Annotated in this window: 16 protein-coding genes; 13 read left to right on the top strand and 3 right to left on the bottom strand. The window is 58.1% G+C overall.

What is annotated here, in order from left to right:
* Nucleotides 1-196: 196 nt before the first annotated feature.
* Both ACYASS_RS11895 and ACYASS_RS11890 read right to left on the bottom strand, forming a co-directional pair.
* Entirely contained in the window at nucleotides 197-730 is a 534-nt protein-coding gene (locus tag ACYASS_RS11895; protein WP_463586253.1) for a DUF4174 domain-containing protein, read from the bottom strand.
* A 105-nt stretch (nucleotides 731-835) separates the two neighbouring features.
* Nucleotides 836-1,159 (bottom strand): DMT family transporter, encoded by a 324-nt coding sequence (locus ACYASS_RS11890; protein WP_243248987.1) that lies wholly within the window; start codon nucleotides 1,157-1,159, stop codon nucleotides 836-838.
* A 369-nt stretch (nucleotides 1,160-1,528) separates the two neighbouring features.
* On the opposite strand from ACYASS_RS11890, the gene ACYASS_RS11885 reads away from it, so the two are divergent.
* Nucleotides 1,529-3,484, top strand: a complete 1,956-nt coding sequence (locus ACYASS_RS11885) for a DNA topoisomerase III (protein ID WP_463586252.1) — start codon at nucleotides 1,529-1,531, stop codon at nucleotides 3,482-3,484.
* A 314-nt stretch (nucleotides 3,485-3,798) separates the two neighbouring features.
* Nucleotides 3,799-5,172, top strand: coding sequence for a nucleotide 5'-monophosphate nucleosidase PpnN (gene ppnN, locus ACYASS_RS11880; RefSeq protein WP_243248985.1), 1,374 nt, complete (start codon nucleotides 3,799-3,801; stop codon nucleotides 5,170-5,172).
* Nucleotides 5,173-5,276: 104 nt separating this feature from the next.
* Here the strand turns inward: ppnN and ACYASS_RS11875 are convergent, their stop codons facing one another.
* Nucleotides 5,277-6,521 carry an acetylornithine/succinylornithine family transaminase gene (locus ACYASS_RS11875; RefSeq protein ID WP_463586251.1) on the bottom strand — a complete coding sequence of 415 codons (1,245 nt, stop codon included), beginning with the start codon at nucleotides 6,519-6,521 and terminating at the stop codon, nucleotides 5,277-5,279.
* A gap of 102 nt (nucleotides 6,522-6,623) precedes the next feature.
* On the opposite strand from ACYASS_RS11875, the gene ACYASS_RS11870 reads away from it, so the two are divergent.
* From ACYASS_RS11870 to ACYASS_RS11820, 11 genes are all read left to right on the top strand, one after another.
* A complete protein-coding gene (locus ACYASS_RS11870) occupies nucleotides 6,624-7,541 on the top strand; it encodes a LysR family transcriptional regulator (protein WP_463586250.1) in 918 nt (305 codons plus the stop codon).
* Between the two features lie 437 nt (nucleotides 7,542-7,978).
* Nucleotides 7,979-9,193: a methyl-accepting chemotaxis protein gene (locus tag ACYASS_RS11865; protein WP_463586249.1), complete on the top strand. Its 1,215-nt coding sequence runs from the start codon at nucleotides 7,979-7,981 to the stop codon at nucleotides 9,191-9,193.
* A 9-nt stretch (nucleotides 9,194-9,202) separates the two neighbouring features.
* Nucleotides 9,203-9,571, top strand: coding sequence for a response regulator (locus tag ACYASS_RS11860; RefSeq protein WP_243248981.1), 369 nt, complete (start codon nucleotides 9,203-9,205; stop codon nucleotides 9,569-9,571).
* A 37-nt stretch (nucleotides 9,572-9,608) separates the two neighbouring features.
* Nucleotides 9,609-9,899, top strand: a complete 291-nt coding sequence (locus ACYASS_RS11855; protein ID WP_122664302.1) for an STAS domain-containing protein — start codon at nucleotides 9,609-9,611, stop codon at nucleotides 9,897-9,899.
* 45 nt (nucleotides 9,900-9,944) lie between these two features.
* Nucleotides 9,945-12,089 carry a chemotaxis protein CheA gene (locus ACYASS_RS11850; protein ID WP_463586248.1) on the top strand — a complete coding sequence of 715 codons (2,145 nt, stop codon included), beginning with the start codon at nucleotides 9,945-9,947 and terminating at the stop codon, nucleotides 12,087-12,089.
* A gap of 31 nt (nucleotides 12,090-12,120) precedes the next feature.
* A complete protein-coding gene (locus ACYASS_RS11845) occupies nucleotides 12,121-13,779 on the top strand; it encodes a methyl-accepting chemotaxis protein (RefSeq protein WP_463586247.1) in 1,659 nt (552 codons plus the stop codon).
* Between the two features lie 39 nt (nucleotides 13,780-13,818).
* Complete coding sequence (locus tag ACYASS_RS11840; RefSeq protein ID WP_243248978.1) at nucleotides 13,819-14,358, top strand: chemotaxis protein CheW; 540 nt, start codon at nucleotides 13,819-13,821, stop codon at nucleotides 14,356-14,358.
* Nucleotides 14,359-14,377: 19 nt separating this feature from the next.
* Nucleotides 14,378-15,184 carry a CheR family methyltransferase gene (locus tag ACYASS_RS11835; protein WP_463586246.1) on the top strand — a complete coding sequence of 269 codons (807 nt, stop codon included), beginning with the start codon at nucleotides 14,378-14,380 and terminating at the stop codon, nucleotides 15,182-15,184.
* Nucleotides 15,181-15,708, top strand: a complete 528-nt coding sequence (gene cheD / locus ACYASS_RS11830; RefSeq protein ID WP_463586245.1) for a chemoreceptor glutamine deamidase CheD — start codon at nucleotides 15,181-15,183, stop codon at nucleotides 15,706-15,708. The genes ACYASS_RS11835 and cheD overlap by 4 nt, the downstream gene beginning before the upstream one ends.
* Nucleotides 15,671-16,747, top strand: a complete 1,077-nt coding sequence (locus tag ACYASS_RS11825; RefSeq protein ID WP_463586244.1) for a protein-glutamate methylesterase/protein-glutamine glutaminase — start codon at nucleotides 15,671-15,673, stop codon at nucleotides 16,745-16,747. The genes cheD and ACYASS_RS11825 overlap by 38 nt, the downstream gene beginning before the upstream one ends.
* Before the next feature lie 119 nt (nucleotides 16,748-16,866).
* The gene (locus ACYASS_RS11820) at nucleotides 16,867-17,307 is read left to right on the top strand and encodes a CBS domain-containing protein (protein WP_243248975.1); all 441 of its coding nucleotides are present in this window, start codon (nucleotides 16,867-16,869) and stop codon (nucleotides 17,305-17,307) included.
* The last annotated feature ends 97 nt before the right edge of the window (nucleotides 17,308-17,404 follow it).

Here is a 17,404-nt window from a genome sequence, read left to right as displayed (position 1 = left end):
GGTCTGAAATCGCTCAAATCGAGTTCTACACTTTAAAGCAAACGTTCCAGCCGGGCCTGTTTCAGTCCCAAGCCCCTGCCGGTGTGCATCTTAACGTTTTGAGCGAAGTCTGGTCGGGTTCTGGGTAGCGGGTCACACGTCAGTATGAGCGTCACCTGTGTCGAGGCCGACAATCGTCAGCCCCGACAACTACCGGTCAATCGTCAAGCGTCTTAGGGGCGCCTTTCGCGGGCTTGCCGTTTTTTTCAGCACCGGGTTTGGCTTCAGGGACTGGCGCAGCAACGGCCGGAGCGCTGGCAGCCTTTTCCTCAGCGGGTAACTGATCAACCTTGGTGAACAGATCTTTCACGCCAATGGGACCCAACTGATCAAGCTTTTTCTCACCGTCCTTACCGACCAGAATGACCTTGGTGCCGGTGCTTGCGCCCAGCTTCAGCTCACGAATAAGCGCCATGGTTGATTGCGCATCGAGGTCTTTGCCGTTGCGCTTGCCCATGGTGTTGATCACGGTGTAAAGGACCATGTCACGTTCAGTAAAAGCTTTCTGATTAGCCGGTTCTTTGAGGGCGTTTTGCAGGCTGACCAGCGTTGGGTCGACGCTGCTGGGTGCAATCACGATCAGTGGCCGGGCCTTGCCACGATCCTGGTTCAGAGGGCTGTCACTGTCAGCTGCAAGCAGAGGGCCTGCAGAGACAAGCAACGTAGCGATGGTCAACGACCGGATAAACATAAATGGCTCCTTCAAACCGAGACAGGGACACTCGTCGGGCTTTCGACGCTGTTTTAGATGTTTTGTTCTAACCGGTATAGCTCAATAGTCACCGAGGGCTCGTATTCAGCGGGGTGCAGACACCAGTTTCAAACCGACGATACCGGCCAGAATCAGCAAAAAACACAGAATCCGCAACACACTGCGATCTTCGCCCAGCACCAGCATTCCGTAGATGGCCGTCCCCAAAGCACCGATTCCTACCCAGACAGCATAGGCTGTGCCCACCGGTATCGTGCGCGTTGCCAGGGAGAGCAGGTACATGCTCAAACAGATAAAGAAACCGCAAAAAAGGCTGGGCAAGAGCTTGGTAAAGCCGTCGGTGCGGGGCATGACCGCCGCATAAATGATCTCGCAGGCACCGGCGAACAACAGGAACATCCAGCTCATCAAACATCCTTAAGAGTGTTTTATTCACAAAGCGCAGGGACAAAATAGCGGTGCCAGAGCGGTTGGTGCAAGGCTTGCGGGATTACACGCCTTCTGTGAGGAGTGCCACGATCTCGCAAAACTGGCCGGGCGGCGCCGCGCTTTAGCCGGGAGAACGGTATTTCTGGCGAAGAAGATCAAGCGAATGTAATAAGCTCCTCCCGGCTGAAGACGGTCCTGCGGAATTGCTTTCAAGCCAATAGATTTTCTGCGATGCCCAGCGCACCTTCCCACAAACTTTATCTGTATATCCATACAGATAAAACTTGCCGAAAAGATCATCACTGCTCATGCTGTACCCCATCAAAACCGTAAAAATCGATGGTACTCATGCGGCTGTTTCTCTGCGAAAAACCCTCCCAGGCCAAAGATATCGCCGCCGTATTGGGCGCAAAGCGCCGTGGCGATGGCTGCTGGATCGGTCCCGACGCGACTGTGACCTGGTGCATTGGCCATTTGCTTGAGACTGCCCCCCCTGACAGCTACGACGCCCGCTACAAACGCTGGGTACTGGATGACCTGCCTATCGTCCCGGAAAAATGGAAAATGCTGGTCAAACCGCGTACCGCAAGCCAGTTCAAGGCGGTGAAGCGACTTCTGGGCGAAGCATCCGAGCTGGTCATCGCCACCGACGCCGACCGCGAAGGGGAAATGATCGCTAGGGAACTGGTGGACCATTGTCGATATCGCGGGCCGATTCAGCGCCTGTGGCTCTCGGCGCTGGACGATGCGTCGATCCGCAAGGCCTTGAACGCCCTCAAGCCCGGCGCCGAAACCTTCAGCCTCTACCACTCGGCATTGGGACGCTCGCGAGCGGACTGGCTGATAGGTATGAACATGAGTCGCCTGTTCACCCTCCTCGGCCGGCAATCGGGTTATCAAGGCGTCCTCCCGGTCGGGCGCGTACAGACCCCGACGTTGCGGCTGGTGGTGGACCGGGACCGCAGCATTGCAGACTTTGTCCCTGTCCCGTTCTGGGCAATCGATGTGCAACTTCGCCACGACGACCAGACGTTCACCGCACAATGGCGCGCGGCACCCGATGTGTGTGACGACCAGGATCGTTGCCTGAATCAGGTAACGGCGCAGAGCGCCGTCGAGGCCATGCGCAACGCGGCCCGAGCCAGGCTGCTGAAGCTACGGACAGAACGGGTACGCGAATCAGCACCGCTGCCTTTCGACCTCGGCACGCTGCAGGAAATCTGCTCGAAAAAGCTTGGCCTGGGCGCCCAGGAAACGCTGGACATCGCCCAATCGCTCTACGAAACCCACAAGGTCATCACCTATCCGCGAAGCGACTGCGGTTATCTGCCGGTCAGTCAACACAGCGACGCGACGCGAATCATCAACGCACTGGGCCGTGCTGATCCGGCACTGAGCGATCTACTCAAGCATCTGGAACCGGGTCGGCGCTCGAAGGCCTGGAACGATGCCAAGGTCAGTGCCCACCATGGCATCATCCCCACGGGTGCGGGCAAATTCCTCGAGCAACTGACGGGTAAATACCGGGCGGTATTCACCTTGATCAGAGCACGTTACCTTGCGCAATTCCTGCCCAATCATGAGTACGATCGCACGCAGGCCGACTTCGACTGCGGCGGTGAAAAGCTTCGAGCGACGGGCAAGCTGATTGTCGAACCGGGCTGGAAACGAGCACTGCCTGAGGCTCTGACACCCGTCAAAGGTCGCGAAGCTCCGGCTCCACAAGCATTGCCGAGACTGGCTGAAGGTTGCGAATACCCGGTCGCCGACATCACCCTCAAAGACCTCTGGACCCAACCGCCCAAGCCATACACCGAGGGCGATCTGATCAAGGCGATGAAAAATGTCGCCCGGCTGGTAGAAGATCCGCTGCTCAAACAGAAGCTCAAGGACACCACCGGGATCGGCACCGAAGCGACTCGCGCCGGCATCATTCAGGGTTTGCTGGACCGGGGTTACCTGATCAAGAACGGTAAAGCGCTGGCAGCAACTCCGGCAGCGTTCAGTCTGATAGATGCGGTCCCCCGAGCGATTGCCGATCCAGGCACCACGGCTATCTGGGAGCAGGCGCTGGACATGGTCCAGGCTGGCGAGATGAGCCTCGAAGAGTTTGTCACGCGACAGGCCAGCTGGATGAGCAAACACGTCAGCCGTTGTATCGGCATGCGGATGGTCATCACTGCTGCGAGCCCTGCCGGAGTTTCTCCGCCCTGGAAAAACAAACGCAAGTCCGGCAAGCGGAAAACTGCTGGTACTGGCAGCAGCCGCCCGCGACGGACAGTAAAGGCTGCGGGCAAAACTTGATCAGGTATAGGATGAAGGCTGTAAGCCACTCACTTGTAAGGAGTTGACGCTCAATTGAATCATCGGTTGAATGAGTGTGTCTGTTCAGATCAGGCCGCGCAGAACCAACCGCACCGCATCAACTCAGACAAGGAGGATATTGAGTCACCGGGTTTTCACCCGCTTCAATCGTGGTGATGGCTTTTGCCCCACGATGCTCAACTTCACATGTGCCCGCCCGGTCGCCTCCGTTCATGCAAGGCCGTGCAGGACTTCATTATCCGGATGCGCCTGAGCCCGATTGGCTCAGCGGCATTTCTTCAAGGGATTTCAGAATGCCCCAAAGACAAGTAATCAACGCCTCGGTAAGCCCGAAAGGCAGCCTCGAAACATTGTCCCAACGCGAAGTACAGCAACTCAGCGCCGCCGGTTCAGGCAGCATTTACACCCTGTTCCGCCAATGCGCTCTGGCGATCCTCAACACCGGCGCGCATGTCGATAATGCCAAGACCATCCTTGAAGCTTACGAAAGCTTCGAAGTCCGTATTCACCAGCAGGACCGCGGTGTACGTCTGGAACTCCTCAACGCGCCAGCTGATGCGTTCGTCGACGGGGAGATGATTGCCAGCACCCGCGAAATGCTCTTCAGCGCGCTGCGCGACATCGTCTACACCGAAAGTGAACTGGACAGTCAGCGTATTGACCTGGAAAGCTCACAAGGCATCACCGACTACGTGTTTCACCTGCTGCGCAATGCCCGCACGCTGCGGCCGGGGCTTGAGCCGAAAATGGTGGTGTGCTGGGGCGGACACTCGATCAACACCGAAGAGTACAAATACACCAAGAAGGTCGGCCACGAACTCGGCCTGCGCAGCCTGGATATCTGTACCGGTTGCGGCCCGGGAGTGATGAAAGGCCCGATGAAAGGCGCAACCATCGCCCACGCCAAACAGCGGATCAACGCTGGTCGTTATCTGGGTTTGACCGAGCCGGGCATCATCGCAGCGGAAGCCCCCAACCCGATCGTGAACGAACTGGTGATCCTGCCCGACATCGAGAAACGCCTTGAAGCGTTCGTTCGCGTCGGGCACGGCATCATCATCTTTCCGGGTGGCGCAGGTACTGCTGAAGAGTTCCTCTACCTGCTGGGCATCCTGATGCACCCGGACAACCGCGACCTGCCGTTCCCGGTCGTGCTCACCGGACCAAGAAGCGCAGCGCCGTATCTGGAGCAACTGCACGCGTTTGTCGGCGCCACCCTGGGCGAGTCGGCCTACAAGCATTACCAGATCATCATTGACGATCCCGCTGAAGTGGCCAGAGAAATGGTTGCCGGTCTCAAGGCCGTCAAGCAGTTCCGCCGCGACCGCAATGACGCGTTCCACTTCAACTGGTTGCTGAAAATTGATGAAGGCTTCCAGCACCCGTTTGATCCGACCCACGAAAACATGGCCTCTCTGCAACTGAGCCGTTCACTGCCGCCTCACCAGTTGGCGGCCAACCTGCGTCGTGCGTTTTCGGGCATTGTCGCCGGCAACGTGAAAGACAAAGGCATTCGTCTGATCGAGCAATATGGCCCCTACGAGATCCACGGCGATACCGAAATCATGGAGCCTCTTGATCGCCTGCTGCATGCGTTTGTCGAGCAACACCGCATGAAACTTCCCGGTGGCGCGGCCTACGAGCCTTGCTATCGAGTGGTGACGTAAAGCCCCGTCAAATTCGACCCAAGCCGAGGTAACGAGGCCAGCGATGGCGGCGTGTCAGACAAACCGCTATCGCTGGCCTCGCAACCTCGGTGAGCACCCAAAGGTTATGCGTTTACTGCAGGCTGTACTGACTTAATCCTGGTGTGCGTCGCAGCAGTCACCTCCTCCCTCCCCGTACACGACGCCAGCGTCTTGCATACCCCCGACACAATCGCATCAACTTCCTGCTCATTGATCGTCAAGGGTGGCAGCAAGCGAATCGTTTTGCCCCGTGTCACGTTGATCAACAGGCCGTGCTCTTGGGCAGCAATCGCTGCGAGATTCGGCAAGGACCGGTTCAGCTCAATGCCCACCATCAACCCCTTGCCACGAATTGCCAGCACATCCGGGTGTTCACTCAGGGCCGCCCGCAAGCCGGCAAGTAGCCGCTCACCTTGCTGACGGGCGTTACTCAGCAGATGCTGCTCATTGAGAATATCCACTACTGTGCAGCCTGCCCGACACGCCAGAGGGTTTCCTCCGAAGGTGCTGCCGTGGCTGCCCGGCGTAAACAACTGCGCCGCTTTGCCCCGTGCCAGACAGGCTCCGATCGGAACACCATTGGCTAGCCCCTTGGCCAACGTCATCACGTCCGGCACGATGCCTTCGTGCTGGAAAGCAAACCATTGCCCGGTACGGCCCATACCGGTTTGAATCTCGTCCAGCATCAGCAACCAGGCACGCCGACTGCACAGCTCCCGCAGTGCCTTCAAGTAACCCGGCGGGGCTAACTGAACACCACTTTCGCCCTGGATCGGCTCCAGCAGAATCGCCGTGATGCGATTGCCGTAGGCCTGGCACACTTTGTCCAATGCCGGCAGATCGCCAAAAGGCACTTTGACGAAGTCACCGGGCAACGAATTGAACCCTAGCCGCACCGCCGGACCATCACTGGCCGACAAGGTCCCGAGTGTGCGGCCATGGAAGGCGTTGTCCATCACCACCACCAACGGCTTTTCGATCCCCTTGTGCCATGCATAGAGCCGGGCCAGTTTCAGCGCGGTCTCGTTGGCTTCTGCGCCGGAGTTATTGAAAAACGCCTTGTCCATACCCGCCAGCCGGGTCAGCTTCTCGGCCAGTAGCTGCTGCCACTGAATGCTGTAGAGGTTCGAAGTGTGTATCAGCAGACTCGCCTGCTCGCTGATAGCTGCTACCAAACGGGGATGGGAATGCCCCACATTGGTGACCGCCACACCCGCCACCGCATCCAGATATTCGCGGCCAGTATCGTCCCACACGCGAGTACCCAGACCGCGAACAAAGCTCAGCGCAAGGGGTTGATACGTGGTCATCAGGCAAGTGGCGGTCATGATGTGAAACTCCATCTCAGGCGTGGTTTTTTCCAGTATCGTTAGCAACCTGAGCTGGATAAACGGCCAATTTCTTAAATCATTTTAAAGTCAGGCTTGATAATGGACTTACTCCAGGCAATGTCGGTTTTTGTGAAAGTGGTCGAGACAGGCAGCATGACGGCCGCGGCGCTGGAATGCGGCATGTCGACCACGATGGTCGGCAACCATCTGCGGGCGCTTGAACAAAGGCTGGGGGTAAGCCTGCTGAAACGTACGACCCGGCGTCAGGGGCTGACAGAGTTCGGTGCAACGTACTACCAACGCTGTGTCGACGTGCTGGCGCTGGTGGCGGACTCGGAGCAACTGGCCGCGCAGTCTCAGGACACGCCCCAAGGGACATTACGGATCACTGCACCCTTCACGTTCGGCTCGGAAAGCCTCGCCCCGGCGCTCAGCGAGTTCATTCGCCGCTACCCGCAAATCAAGCTCGACATTGTCTGGAGTAACGAGCGCATGGACTTGATCGGCCAGGGTTTCGACGCTGCTATCCGTCTTGGCCCTGTCCACACCTCAAGCCTGGTGGCCCGCCCCCTGCTGGATTACACACTGACCCTGTGCGCTGCCCCCTCGTACCTGCAGCGCAGGGGCACTCCTCTTGCGCCTATGGACCTGCAGCAACATGACTGCCTGGCATTTGCCTACCCGGCAGGTGACGACTGGAGTTCGGTTGAAAAGCATTGGCGTTTGACGGGTGCGGATGGTGAGGTGCTGGTTCCGGTCAGCGGGCCGATCACGATGAATACCTCCGCTGGCCTGCACAAGGCAGCTCGCGCCGGAGCGGGGATCGTGATGATGCCTGATGCGCTGGTGCGCGAAGACATGGCAGATGGCAGGCTAGTTGCCCTGCTCCCTGATTACCAGTTGCCGTGTCGCCCGATGAATCTGCTTTACCCCCGGGATCGCTACAGGTCGCCCAAACTACGCAGCTTTGTCGACTACGTGATGGAGTTATGGGGCCGCCCGGTGGACGCGCGGTAACACCACCTGGTTGATGGGACAGACACCACAGGACCTGTAGGAGCCAACTTGTTGGCGAGACGTCGGACCTGCGTCGTCAGAAATTCCGTCTCGCCAACAAGTTGGCTCCTACAAGGCCTGCGGCAGTTCTTACAAAAATCAGGCAGCTTGCGTGACAACAAAACCAAAAATAGTTCCGTCTATTAACGACAAAATATTTCCGTGTTTGAAATTGCGCTGCTACGCTTTTTCCTGACCCCAAATCAGGGAAACCCCCGTAAATAAAGGCAAAACACACATCAAAAAAACAAGGTCGTCAGAAAAAGCCACTCGAATGAGGTGTGTGCCTGTCCGATTGCCCGACGATTGGCGTCATAAATGTGACTAAAGTCTCAGTCGTACTAGCAGATAACCAGATATTCGCAAATCATCCTTTGTAGCAGTTCAAGGAACGAACCATGACGCCGAGCCAAAACGGTAGTTCTCCTGGTCAAGACCGCCAAACGCTCTTCCTCTGGTTTCCACTGGTGCCTGCAGTAGCAGGATGCGCAGCACTTTTGCTGTCAGCACCGACCCAATTGAACATTGGTTTAAGCGCTGCCGTACTGGCTGCTGGCGTCGCCACGGGCCTCTTCGCTGCCGCCAGTCAAAATCGCAAACTGCTGGCCATCGCCCAGGCGACAGCCTTGCATCATCAGCAAGCGGCTGAAGGCGCATCGCTGCAATCGAATGCCCAGATCAACGAAGTCTTGCTCGGCGCAATGCCCATCTGGGCCAAGCAGGTAGAAAGCTCGCGGCAACAGACCGAAACCGCCATTGTGACCCTGACCGGTCGCTTCACCGGTATTTCCTCGCGACTTCAGGAAACGGTGCATGCGTCGCAACATGCGGCGGGTGACCTGGGTGGGCAAAACAACGATGGCGCATTGCAGGTTCTCGCACAAAGCGACAACGACCTGGTGCAGGTGATCAACTCCCTCAAGGCCACACAGACCAGCCGCGACGAAACCCTCGCTCAGGTTCGCAACCTCACCGCCTACACCGGCGAGTTGCGCACCATGGCGGCGGATGTCGCGGCCATTGCTGCGCAAACCAACCTGTTGGCCCTCAACGCAGCCATCGAAGCCGCACGCGCTGGCGAAGCAGGTCGTGGTTTTGCCGTGGTTGCCGACGCCGTACGCAGCCTGTCGAGCAAGTCCAGTGAGACCGGTCAGCAGATGTCCGCCAAGGTCGACATCATCAACAGTGCCATTAACCAACTGGTGCAGGCTGCTTCCAGTGGCGCGGACCTGGACAGCAACTCGGTAGTGAATTCTGAAAACACTATTCAGCGTGTATTGGAGCGCTTCAAGAGCGTGACCGAGCGCCTCGCTGAGTCTGCCGAAATGCTTCAACAGGAAAGCTTCGGTATCCGCGACGAAATGACTGAGGTGCTGGTCAGCCTGCAATTTCAGGATCGGGTCAGCCAGATACTGGTTCACGTTCGGGACAACATTGACGACCTGCACGCGCATTTGCAGCAGGCGACACAGGCACCTGATCAGGCAGTGGCGATTGATGCACGCAGCTGGCTCGCACGTATGGAAGCAACCTACGCCACCGACGAGCAGCGCAACACGCATCACGGCAGCAGCGCCGGACAACAGAATTCACAAGAAATAACCTTTTTTTAGGAGAGCCACATGGCTAAAAACATATTGGTCGTCGACGACTCCAGCAGCGTTCGACAAGTGGTCGGCATCGCACTGAAAAGCGCAGGTTATGACGTTATCGAAGCAAGCGACGGCCGAGACGCACTGAGCAAGCTCAACGGTCAGAAAGTGCACTTGATCATCAGCGACGTGAACATGCCTAACATGGATGGCATCACCTTCGTCAAAGAGGTGAAGAAGTTACCCAGCTATAAATTCACGCCGATCATCATGCTCACCACCGAATCTCAGGAATCGAAAAAAATGGAAGGCCAGGCTGCTGGCGCCAAGGCCTGGGTCGTCAAGCCGTTCCAGCCTGCGCAGATGCTCGCAGCGGTTTCCAAACTGATTCTGCCCTGATTGCCTGCTACTTGATGCTGATACCCGGGAGGTAGCGATGCCGCTTGCATGCGAAATACTCAATGACACGGCACACGTGAACATCGACGGTGAGCTGACCATCTATACCGCCTCGGAATTGTCCGCCCAATTGCTGCCGAAGCTGGGCGCGACGCCGCAGATGCAGATCGATCTGTCGCAGATCACCGAAATGGACGGCGCGGGCCTGCAACTGCTGATCATGGTCACCCGTGAGGCCTCCCGTGCCGGGACCGCGTTGACGCTGACCGGGCATAGCAAAGCTGTACTGGAAACCCTGCAATTGAGTGGCCTGGGCCCGTCGGTTTAACCCGGCACGCCCGGCCGCCATGGCCGACACGACAAGGAACTGTACGTGAGCATTAACCTCGATCAGGCATTACAAACGTTCATCGTCGAGGCTCGCGAGCTGTTGGAGGCGATGGAAGAGTCATTGCTGCAGCTGGAGAGCGAACCTGGCAATGATGACGCCATCGGCGCGATATTCCGTGCGGCGCATACCATCAAGGGCTCTGCCGGCCTGTTTGGCCTGGACCCTATCGTCAGCTTCACGCACATCGTCGAAGACGTGCTTGATCGCTTGCGTGAAGGCAGTGTCGCCGCCGATGCAGGTCTGATTGCAGTACTGCTCAAATCCGGCGATCACATGCTGGAGTTGATCGATGTGGTCGCCAGTCAGGGCGGCCAATTACAAGCGCCCGCGTTGGCCCGCGAAGCCGAATTGCGCAAAACCCTGCAGGCTTATCAGGCACCCGGCGGCAAGGCCAGCGAAGAGCTAGAGGTCATCCCGGACAGCGACGCTCCAGCCGGGCACTCCGACGCGGTGCTTTGGCATCTATCCCTGCGCTTCGGTCAGGACGTATTTCGCAACGGCATGGACCCGTTGTCGTTCCTGCGTTTTCTGAACACGCTGGGTGAAATCGTTGCGATTCAGACACTGACCGACAACCTGCCAGCCCTTGAAGCATGGGACGCAGAGTCTTGCTACCTGGGTTTCGAAATCGACTTCAACTCCAGCGCAACCCACGCAGCGATCAATGAAGTCTTCGACTTTGTACGTGATGAATGCCAGGTAGACATTACCCGGATCGATTCTGGCGATGCGGTCAATCAGCAGGCAGAGCCCGGCACGGAGCTTGTTTCTCAAGGCGCAGAACACGGCACGTCCATGGTCGCGATGGGTGAGCTGCTGGAAGACCAGCGTTCAGTGCCACGCGTCCCTGCGCAACTTTCCAGTGAAAAAGCGCTTGCCAGCGACAAGCAGGTTTCCGCCGACAAGCCCGCCGACAGCAAGGCCAAAGATGGCCGTTACGTGCGGGTCAACGCTGACAAGCTCGACGAACTGATCAATCTGGTGGGCGAACTGGTCATCGCGAGTGCGGGTGCCACCCTGCTAGCCCGCACCTGCGACAACGACCCTTTGCAGGAGTCGACTTCAACGGTCTCCGGGCTGGTGGAGGAAATTCTTGATGGTGCGTTGCGCCTGCGGATGATCCCCATCGGCGACACCTTCAACCGCTTCCGCCGGGTCGTGCGTGATGTCAGCCAGGAGCTGGGCAAAGACATCGACCTGATCATCAGCGGTGCCGAAACCGAACTGGACAAAACGGTCGTCGAGAAAATCGGCGATCCGCTCATGCACTTGCTGCGCAACGCCATGGACCACGGGATTGAAAGCGCCGAGGCACGACTCGCCGCTGGCAAACCGTCCAAGGGCCATCTGCATCTCAACGCTTACCACGACTCGGGCAGTATCGTCCTCGAAATCGCCGATGATGGCGCGGGACTGAATCGCGACCGGATTCTGGAGAAAGCCCAGGAACGCGGCCTGATCGCCCCCGGCGCGACCCTCACCGATCAGGAAATCTACAACCTGATATTCGAAGCGGGCTTCTCTACTGCCCAGGCCGTCACCAACCTTTCGGGCCGTGGCGTGGGCATGGACGTGGTCAAGCGCAACATCACCTTGCTGCGCGGCACTGTCGATCTGGACAGCAAGCCGGGCCAGGGCACCGTGATACGCATCCGCCTGCCGCTGACCCTGGCCATCATCAATGGCTTCCTGGTCGGCATTGGCCAGTCCACTTATGTGATCCCTCTGGACATGGTTCAGGAGTGCATAGAACTCAGTGAAGACGACCGTCAGATCAGCCGCGAACAGGGTTATCTGGATTTGCGCGGCGAAGTCCTGCCACTGGTGTACCTGCGTGACCACTTCCACCACGACGGTCCTGCCGCACGTCGCCAAAACGTGGTGGTGGTGCGCTATGCCGAGCACAAGGCGGGACTGGTCGTAGACGATCTGCTGGGCGAGTTCCAGACCGTTATCAAACCGTTGGGCAAGCTGTTCGGCGCACTGCGCGGCATCAGCGGCTCAACCATCCTGGGCAGTGGCGCGGTGGCGTTGATCCTCGACGTTCCAGCTCTGCTCAGCCAAATCGTACATCTAGAAACACGCTACACCGCTAATCAAGCCCAATCGCCAGCCACTGCTCGTTGATGCACATGCATTTCCATGGAGGTAACACCCGATGAAATGGTTTTACGATCTGAAGATCGCCACAAAGTTGATCGCGTCATTTCTCACGGTGCTCGCCCTCACCGCAGTCATGGGCGTTTTTTCCATCATTCAGCTGGGTCAGGTGAACGACACTGCCAGTGAGATTCGCGATAACTGGATGCCGTCGATGCGCGCCGCGTCGGGCATGCGTTTCTTCGCCGCGAATTATCGCATCAAGGAAAACCGTCACGTGGCGGCACTGTCCCTCGATGACAAGAACGCGATTGCGCTTGAAGCAGCGGCCGAAAGAAAGCAGTTCGAAACTCGTCTGGACACCTATGAAAAACTGTTGAGCAACGACGAGGATCGTCGCCTCTTCACCGTCACAAAAAATGACTGGGCGGCTTATCTGGCGGTCAGCAAGGACTTGCAGGCCCTGTCCAACCAGAGCCGCGAAGATGAAGCCCGCGCCATGCTGGCGGGTGAGTCCAAGCGCCAGTTCGACCTGGTTACGGGCGACCTGCAAAAACTGGTAGAGCTTAATGATGCCGGTGCTGAAGCCGCCAGTCAGCGCGGTGATGCACTGTACGACAGTGCGCGGGTCTCGATCGTCGGCGTATTGATCGCTGCACTGGTCATCGGCCTGGGTCTGGCACTGTTCATCTCGCGGATCATTTCCCGCCCGTTGAAAGAAGCCGCTTCGGTTGCCGAGCAATTGGCCGAAGGCAACCTCAACGTTCGTATTGAAGCCGGATCGAAAGACGAAACCGGCATGGTTATCAACGCCATGCAAAACATGGTGGGCAAGCTATCGCACATCATCGGTGAAGTGCGTAACGCGGCCGACAATCTGGCCAGCGCCTCCGAAGAAGTCAGTGCTACCGCCCAGTCCATGAGCCAGGCGACCAGCGAGCAAGCCGCCAGCGTTGAAGAAACCAGCGCCTCCATCGAACAGATGAGCGCCAGCATCAACCAGAACACCGAGAACGCCAAAGTCACCGACGGCATGGCCAGCAAGGCTGCCAAGGAAGCCACCGACGGTGGTGAATCCGTACAGCAGACCGTTGTGGCCATGAAAAAGATCGCCCAGCGCATCAGCATCATCGATGACATCGCTTACCAAACCAACCTGTTGGCACTCAATGCCGCCATCGAAGCCGCTCGTGCGGGTGAGCATGGTAAAGGTTTCGCAGTGGTCGCCGCTGAAGTGCGCAAGCTCGCAGAACGCAGCCAGGTGGCCGCGCAGGAAATTGGCGAACTGTCTTCCAGCAGTGTCGACATGGCAGAGAAAGCCGGCAACCTGCTCAACGAGATGGTGCCGTCCATCAACAAAACCTCGGACCTGGTGCAGGAAATCAGCGCTGCGTCTGAAGAACAGGCTGCCGGTGTCGCGCAGATCAACACGGCCATGACCCAGCTCAACTCGGTTACGCAACAGAACGCATCGAGCAGCGAAGAACTCGCCGCCACAGCCGAGGAGATGAGTAGCCAGGCTGAACAACTGCAGCAGGCCATGAGCTTCTTCACCCTGGACGCGGCGCCAAAAGCAGCCAACCAGCCAGCGAAGTTTGATAACTCCTCAGGGACTTCAAGCCGCAAGCCGTCTCGCCCGGCTACGCAAGCGCCGCAGAAATCGTTTGCGTACAACATGGCAAGCACTCCGGATGAATCCGAGTTCACTCGATTCTGAGCGGATCCACCCACACGCTTGCCTTGAAAGGAGACAGACATGGGCGCAATCGCCACGACACGACAAAACGCAACAGTCGTTGAGGAGCAGGAGCAGTACCTGACGTTCATGCTCGGCACCGAGATGTTCGCCATCGGTATCCTCGGCATCAAGGAAATCATCGAGTACGGCAATCTCACTGTCGTACCGATGATGCCGGCCTTCGTCCGCGGGGTGATCAACCTGCGCGGCGCGGTCGTGCCGGTGGTGGATCTGTCGGCGCGCTTCGGCCGCCCCAATTCGACCACCACCCGCCGTAGCTGCGTGGTGATCATCGAAGCCAGTGCTGCGGACGGTCAGTCCCAGGACATCGGCTTGCTGGTGGACACCGTCTCGGCGGTCATGGACATCCCTGCTTCGCAGATCGAGCCGCCACCGAGTTTCGGTGCAAAGATCCGCGCCGACTTCATCAGTGGCATGGCCAAGGTCGATGGCAAGTTTGTCATCGTTCTGGAAGTCGATCAGGTGTTGTCCATCGACGAAATGTCGAAGCTGGCTGAAGTTGATCAGATTCCGGCTATCGACGCCGAACAACGCTGACCAGGGACAGGCAGATATCGTGAACGGAACAGTGCTCAATGACAGGGAATTCAGCCAGTTTCAGTCCTGGTTGTACGGGGCTGCGGGCATCAGCCTGTCGCCTGCAAAAAAAGCACTGGTTGCGGGTCGCTTGTTCAAGCGGCTCAAGCACTATGGGCTGGAAAGCTACGGCGAGTACTTCAAGCTGATCATGAGTGGCCAGCGCAGCGACGAACTGCAAGTTGCGCTGGACTTGCTCACCACCAACGAAACGTACTTTTTTCGTGAACCCAAGCATTTCGATTTTCTGCGCCAGCAGGTATTGCCTAAAGCGACACCGGGCAAGACTTTCCGGGTGTGGAGTGCTGCGAGTTCGTCGGGCGAGGAGCCATATAGCCTGGCGATGACCCTGGCCGAAAGCCTGGGCACCACGCCATGGGAAATCATTGGTTCGGATATCAGCAGCCAGGTGCTCGCCAAAGCACGCGCCGGGCATTACCCTATGGAGCGCGCAACCAACCTGCCAGTACCTTTGCTGCACAAGTACTGCCTCAAAGGCATCGGTAATCAGCACGGTACTTTCCTCGTGGACCGGGGGTTGCGCAACCGGGTCAACTTTATTCAGGTCAATCTAAATGAGGCCCTGCCGGAACTCGGCGAGTTCGACGTGATCTTTCTTCGTAACGTGATGATTTATTTTGACCAGGAGACCAAGATCAAGGTTGTTGCCCGTTTGCTCCCGCGCCTCAAGTCCGGCGGGTATTTCATTGTCAGCCACTCTGAAAGCCTCAATGGCGTCAGCGATGCACTGAAACTGGTAGCGCCTTCGATCTATCGCAAGCCATGAAAACCACCGTTGATGAAGTCTTTCTGGCACCCGGCGATTTTCACTTCGCAACAAGCCCTACCCGTATCCGCACCATCCTTGGGTCCTGCGTAGGTATCACCTTGTGGCATCCGGTGCGCAAGATCGGCGCCATGTGCCACTTCATGCTACCCAGCCGGACTCACCGATGCGGCGTGCTCAACGGTAAATACGCTGACGAAGCGATCGAGATGTTCATCGAGCACGCCAAGGCACACCGCACAGCGCCTGAGGATTATCAGCTCAAGCTGTTCGGCGGCGGCGAAATGTTTCCGCACCACAAGCGCGGCGTGCATTACAGCGATGTTGCGCGGATGAACATCAGCGCGGCACTGCAACTTGCCGATAGCCATAACCTGGACCTGATCGCACAGGACATGGGCAGCACAGGCTACCGCAACGTCATTTTCGAACTCTGCAACGGACATGTGTGGGTCAGGCACAAACCAATAAGGACAAGCACGGAACATGGCGACGAAAAAAATAAGCGTACTGCTAGTCGATGACTCGGCGGTAGTTCGTCAGGTTCTGCTGGGTATCCTTAACGACACACCTGACATCCATGTGATGGGTGCAGCCTCCGATCCGATCTTCGCCATGGATAAACTGGCCAAAGAGTGGCCGGACGTGATAGTGCTCGACGTGGAAATGCCGCGCATGGACGGCATTACTTTCCTGAAGAAAATCATGAGCGAGCGCCCCACTCCGGTAGTGATCTGTTCGTCACTGACCCAGAAAGGCGCGGAAACCAGCCTGCAGGCCATGTCGGCGGGTGCCGTGGAAGTCATCACCAAACCGACCACTGGCCTGAAGAACTTTCTGCTGGAGTCCGCCGCAGAGCTGGTAGGCGCGATTCGCGCCGCCGCCAACGCCAATGTCAAAAACCTCGGCCGACGTGCGCCAGCACCCGTGCTGACACCCGCGACACGCCTGAGCGCCGATGCGATTCTGCCTGCCGCACAGGGTCACGCCATGGCCCAGACCACCGAGCGAATTGTCGCGCTGGGAACTTCCACAGGGGGCACCCAGGCCCTGGAAGCGGTGCTGACCGCTTTGCCACGGGTATGCCCCGGCATCGTCATCGTCCAGCACATGCCGGAGAAATTTACCGCGTCCTTCGCAGAGCGCCTTAACGGGCTGTCGCAGATCGAGGTGCGCGAGGCGAAAAACAACGACCGCATCCTGCCAGGCCTCGCACTGATTGCACCGGGCGGCAAACACATGATGGTCACCCGCAGCGGCGCGTTTTATCACGTGCAAGTAGTGGATGGCCCGCTCGTTAACCGCCATCGCCCTTCAGTCGATGTGTTGTTTCGCTCGGTGGCCAAATTTGCTGGCAAGAACGCCACCGGCATCATCATGACCGGCATGGGCGATGATGGCGCCAGGGGCCTCAAAGAAATGCTCGACGCGGGCAGTTCTACGGTCGCCCAGGACGAAGCCTCGTGCGTGGTGTTTGGCATGCCCAAGGAAGCGATCAAACTGAATGCCGCGCAGCGCATCATGCCTCTGCACGACATCCAGCATGCAATTCTGCACAAATAGCGCTTTTCTAATGCCCTGATCCGGTTTTGCAGCTTGCTCTGCGGGGCGTGGTCTAAGATGCTGTTGGCAGACTGTCAGGCCGCCCTACGCCGCCTCGGGTCGTCATGGGAGAACAACAAATGAAAACCGTTGCGCAACTGCTCAAGCTCAAGGCGTCGTCCAATCAGCAGGTCCACACCATCTCCCCCCACCAGATGGTGCTCGATGCCCTCAGGCTCATGGCCGAGAAAAACATCGGTGCCTTGCCAGTGGTAGACAACGGCAAGCTGGTGGGCGTCGTCAGTGAACGTGACTACGCACGCAAGATGGTCCTTCAGGGCCGCTCCTCGGTCGGCACCCCGGTCAGCGCGATCATGAGCAACAAGGTGATCACCGTCGACTCCCTGCAAAGCGTCGAAACCTGCATGGGCATCATGACCGACAGCCACCTGCGCCACCTGCCGGTCGTGGAAGAAGGTCAACTGCTGGGGCTGCTGTCCATCGGCGACCTGGTCAAAGAAGCCATCTCCGAGCAGGCCAGCCTGATCGAACAGCTGGAGCAGTACATTCGCGGGGATTGATCCCATCGCGCAGTCACAGGGTAAATGAGGACCCTGTAGGAGCGCACGAGCACCGCGAGGCCGCGATAGCGGTGTGTCAGGCAGAACGCTATCGCGG

This window comes from Pseudomonas sp. HP_14, assembly GCF_055283875.1.
Note: the sequence above shows the minus strand (reverse complement) of the source record. Positions and strands in the feature narration are given on the sequence as shown.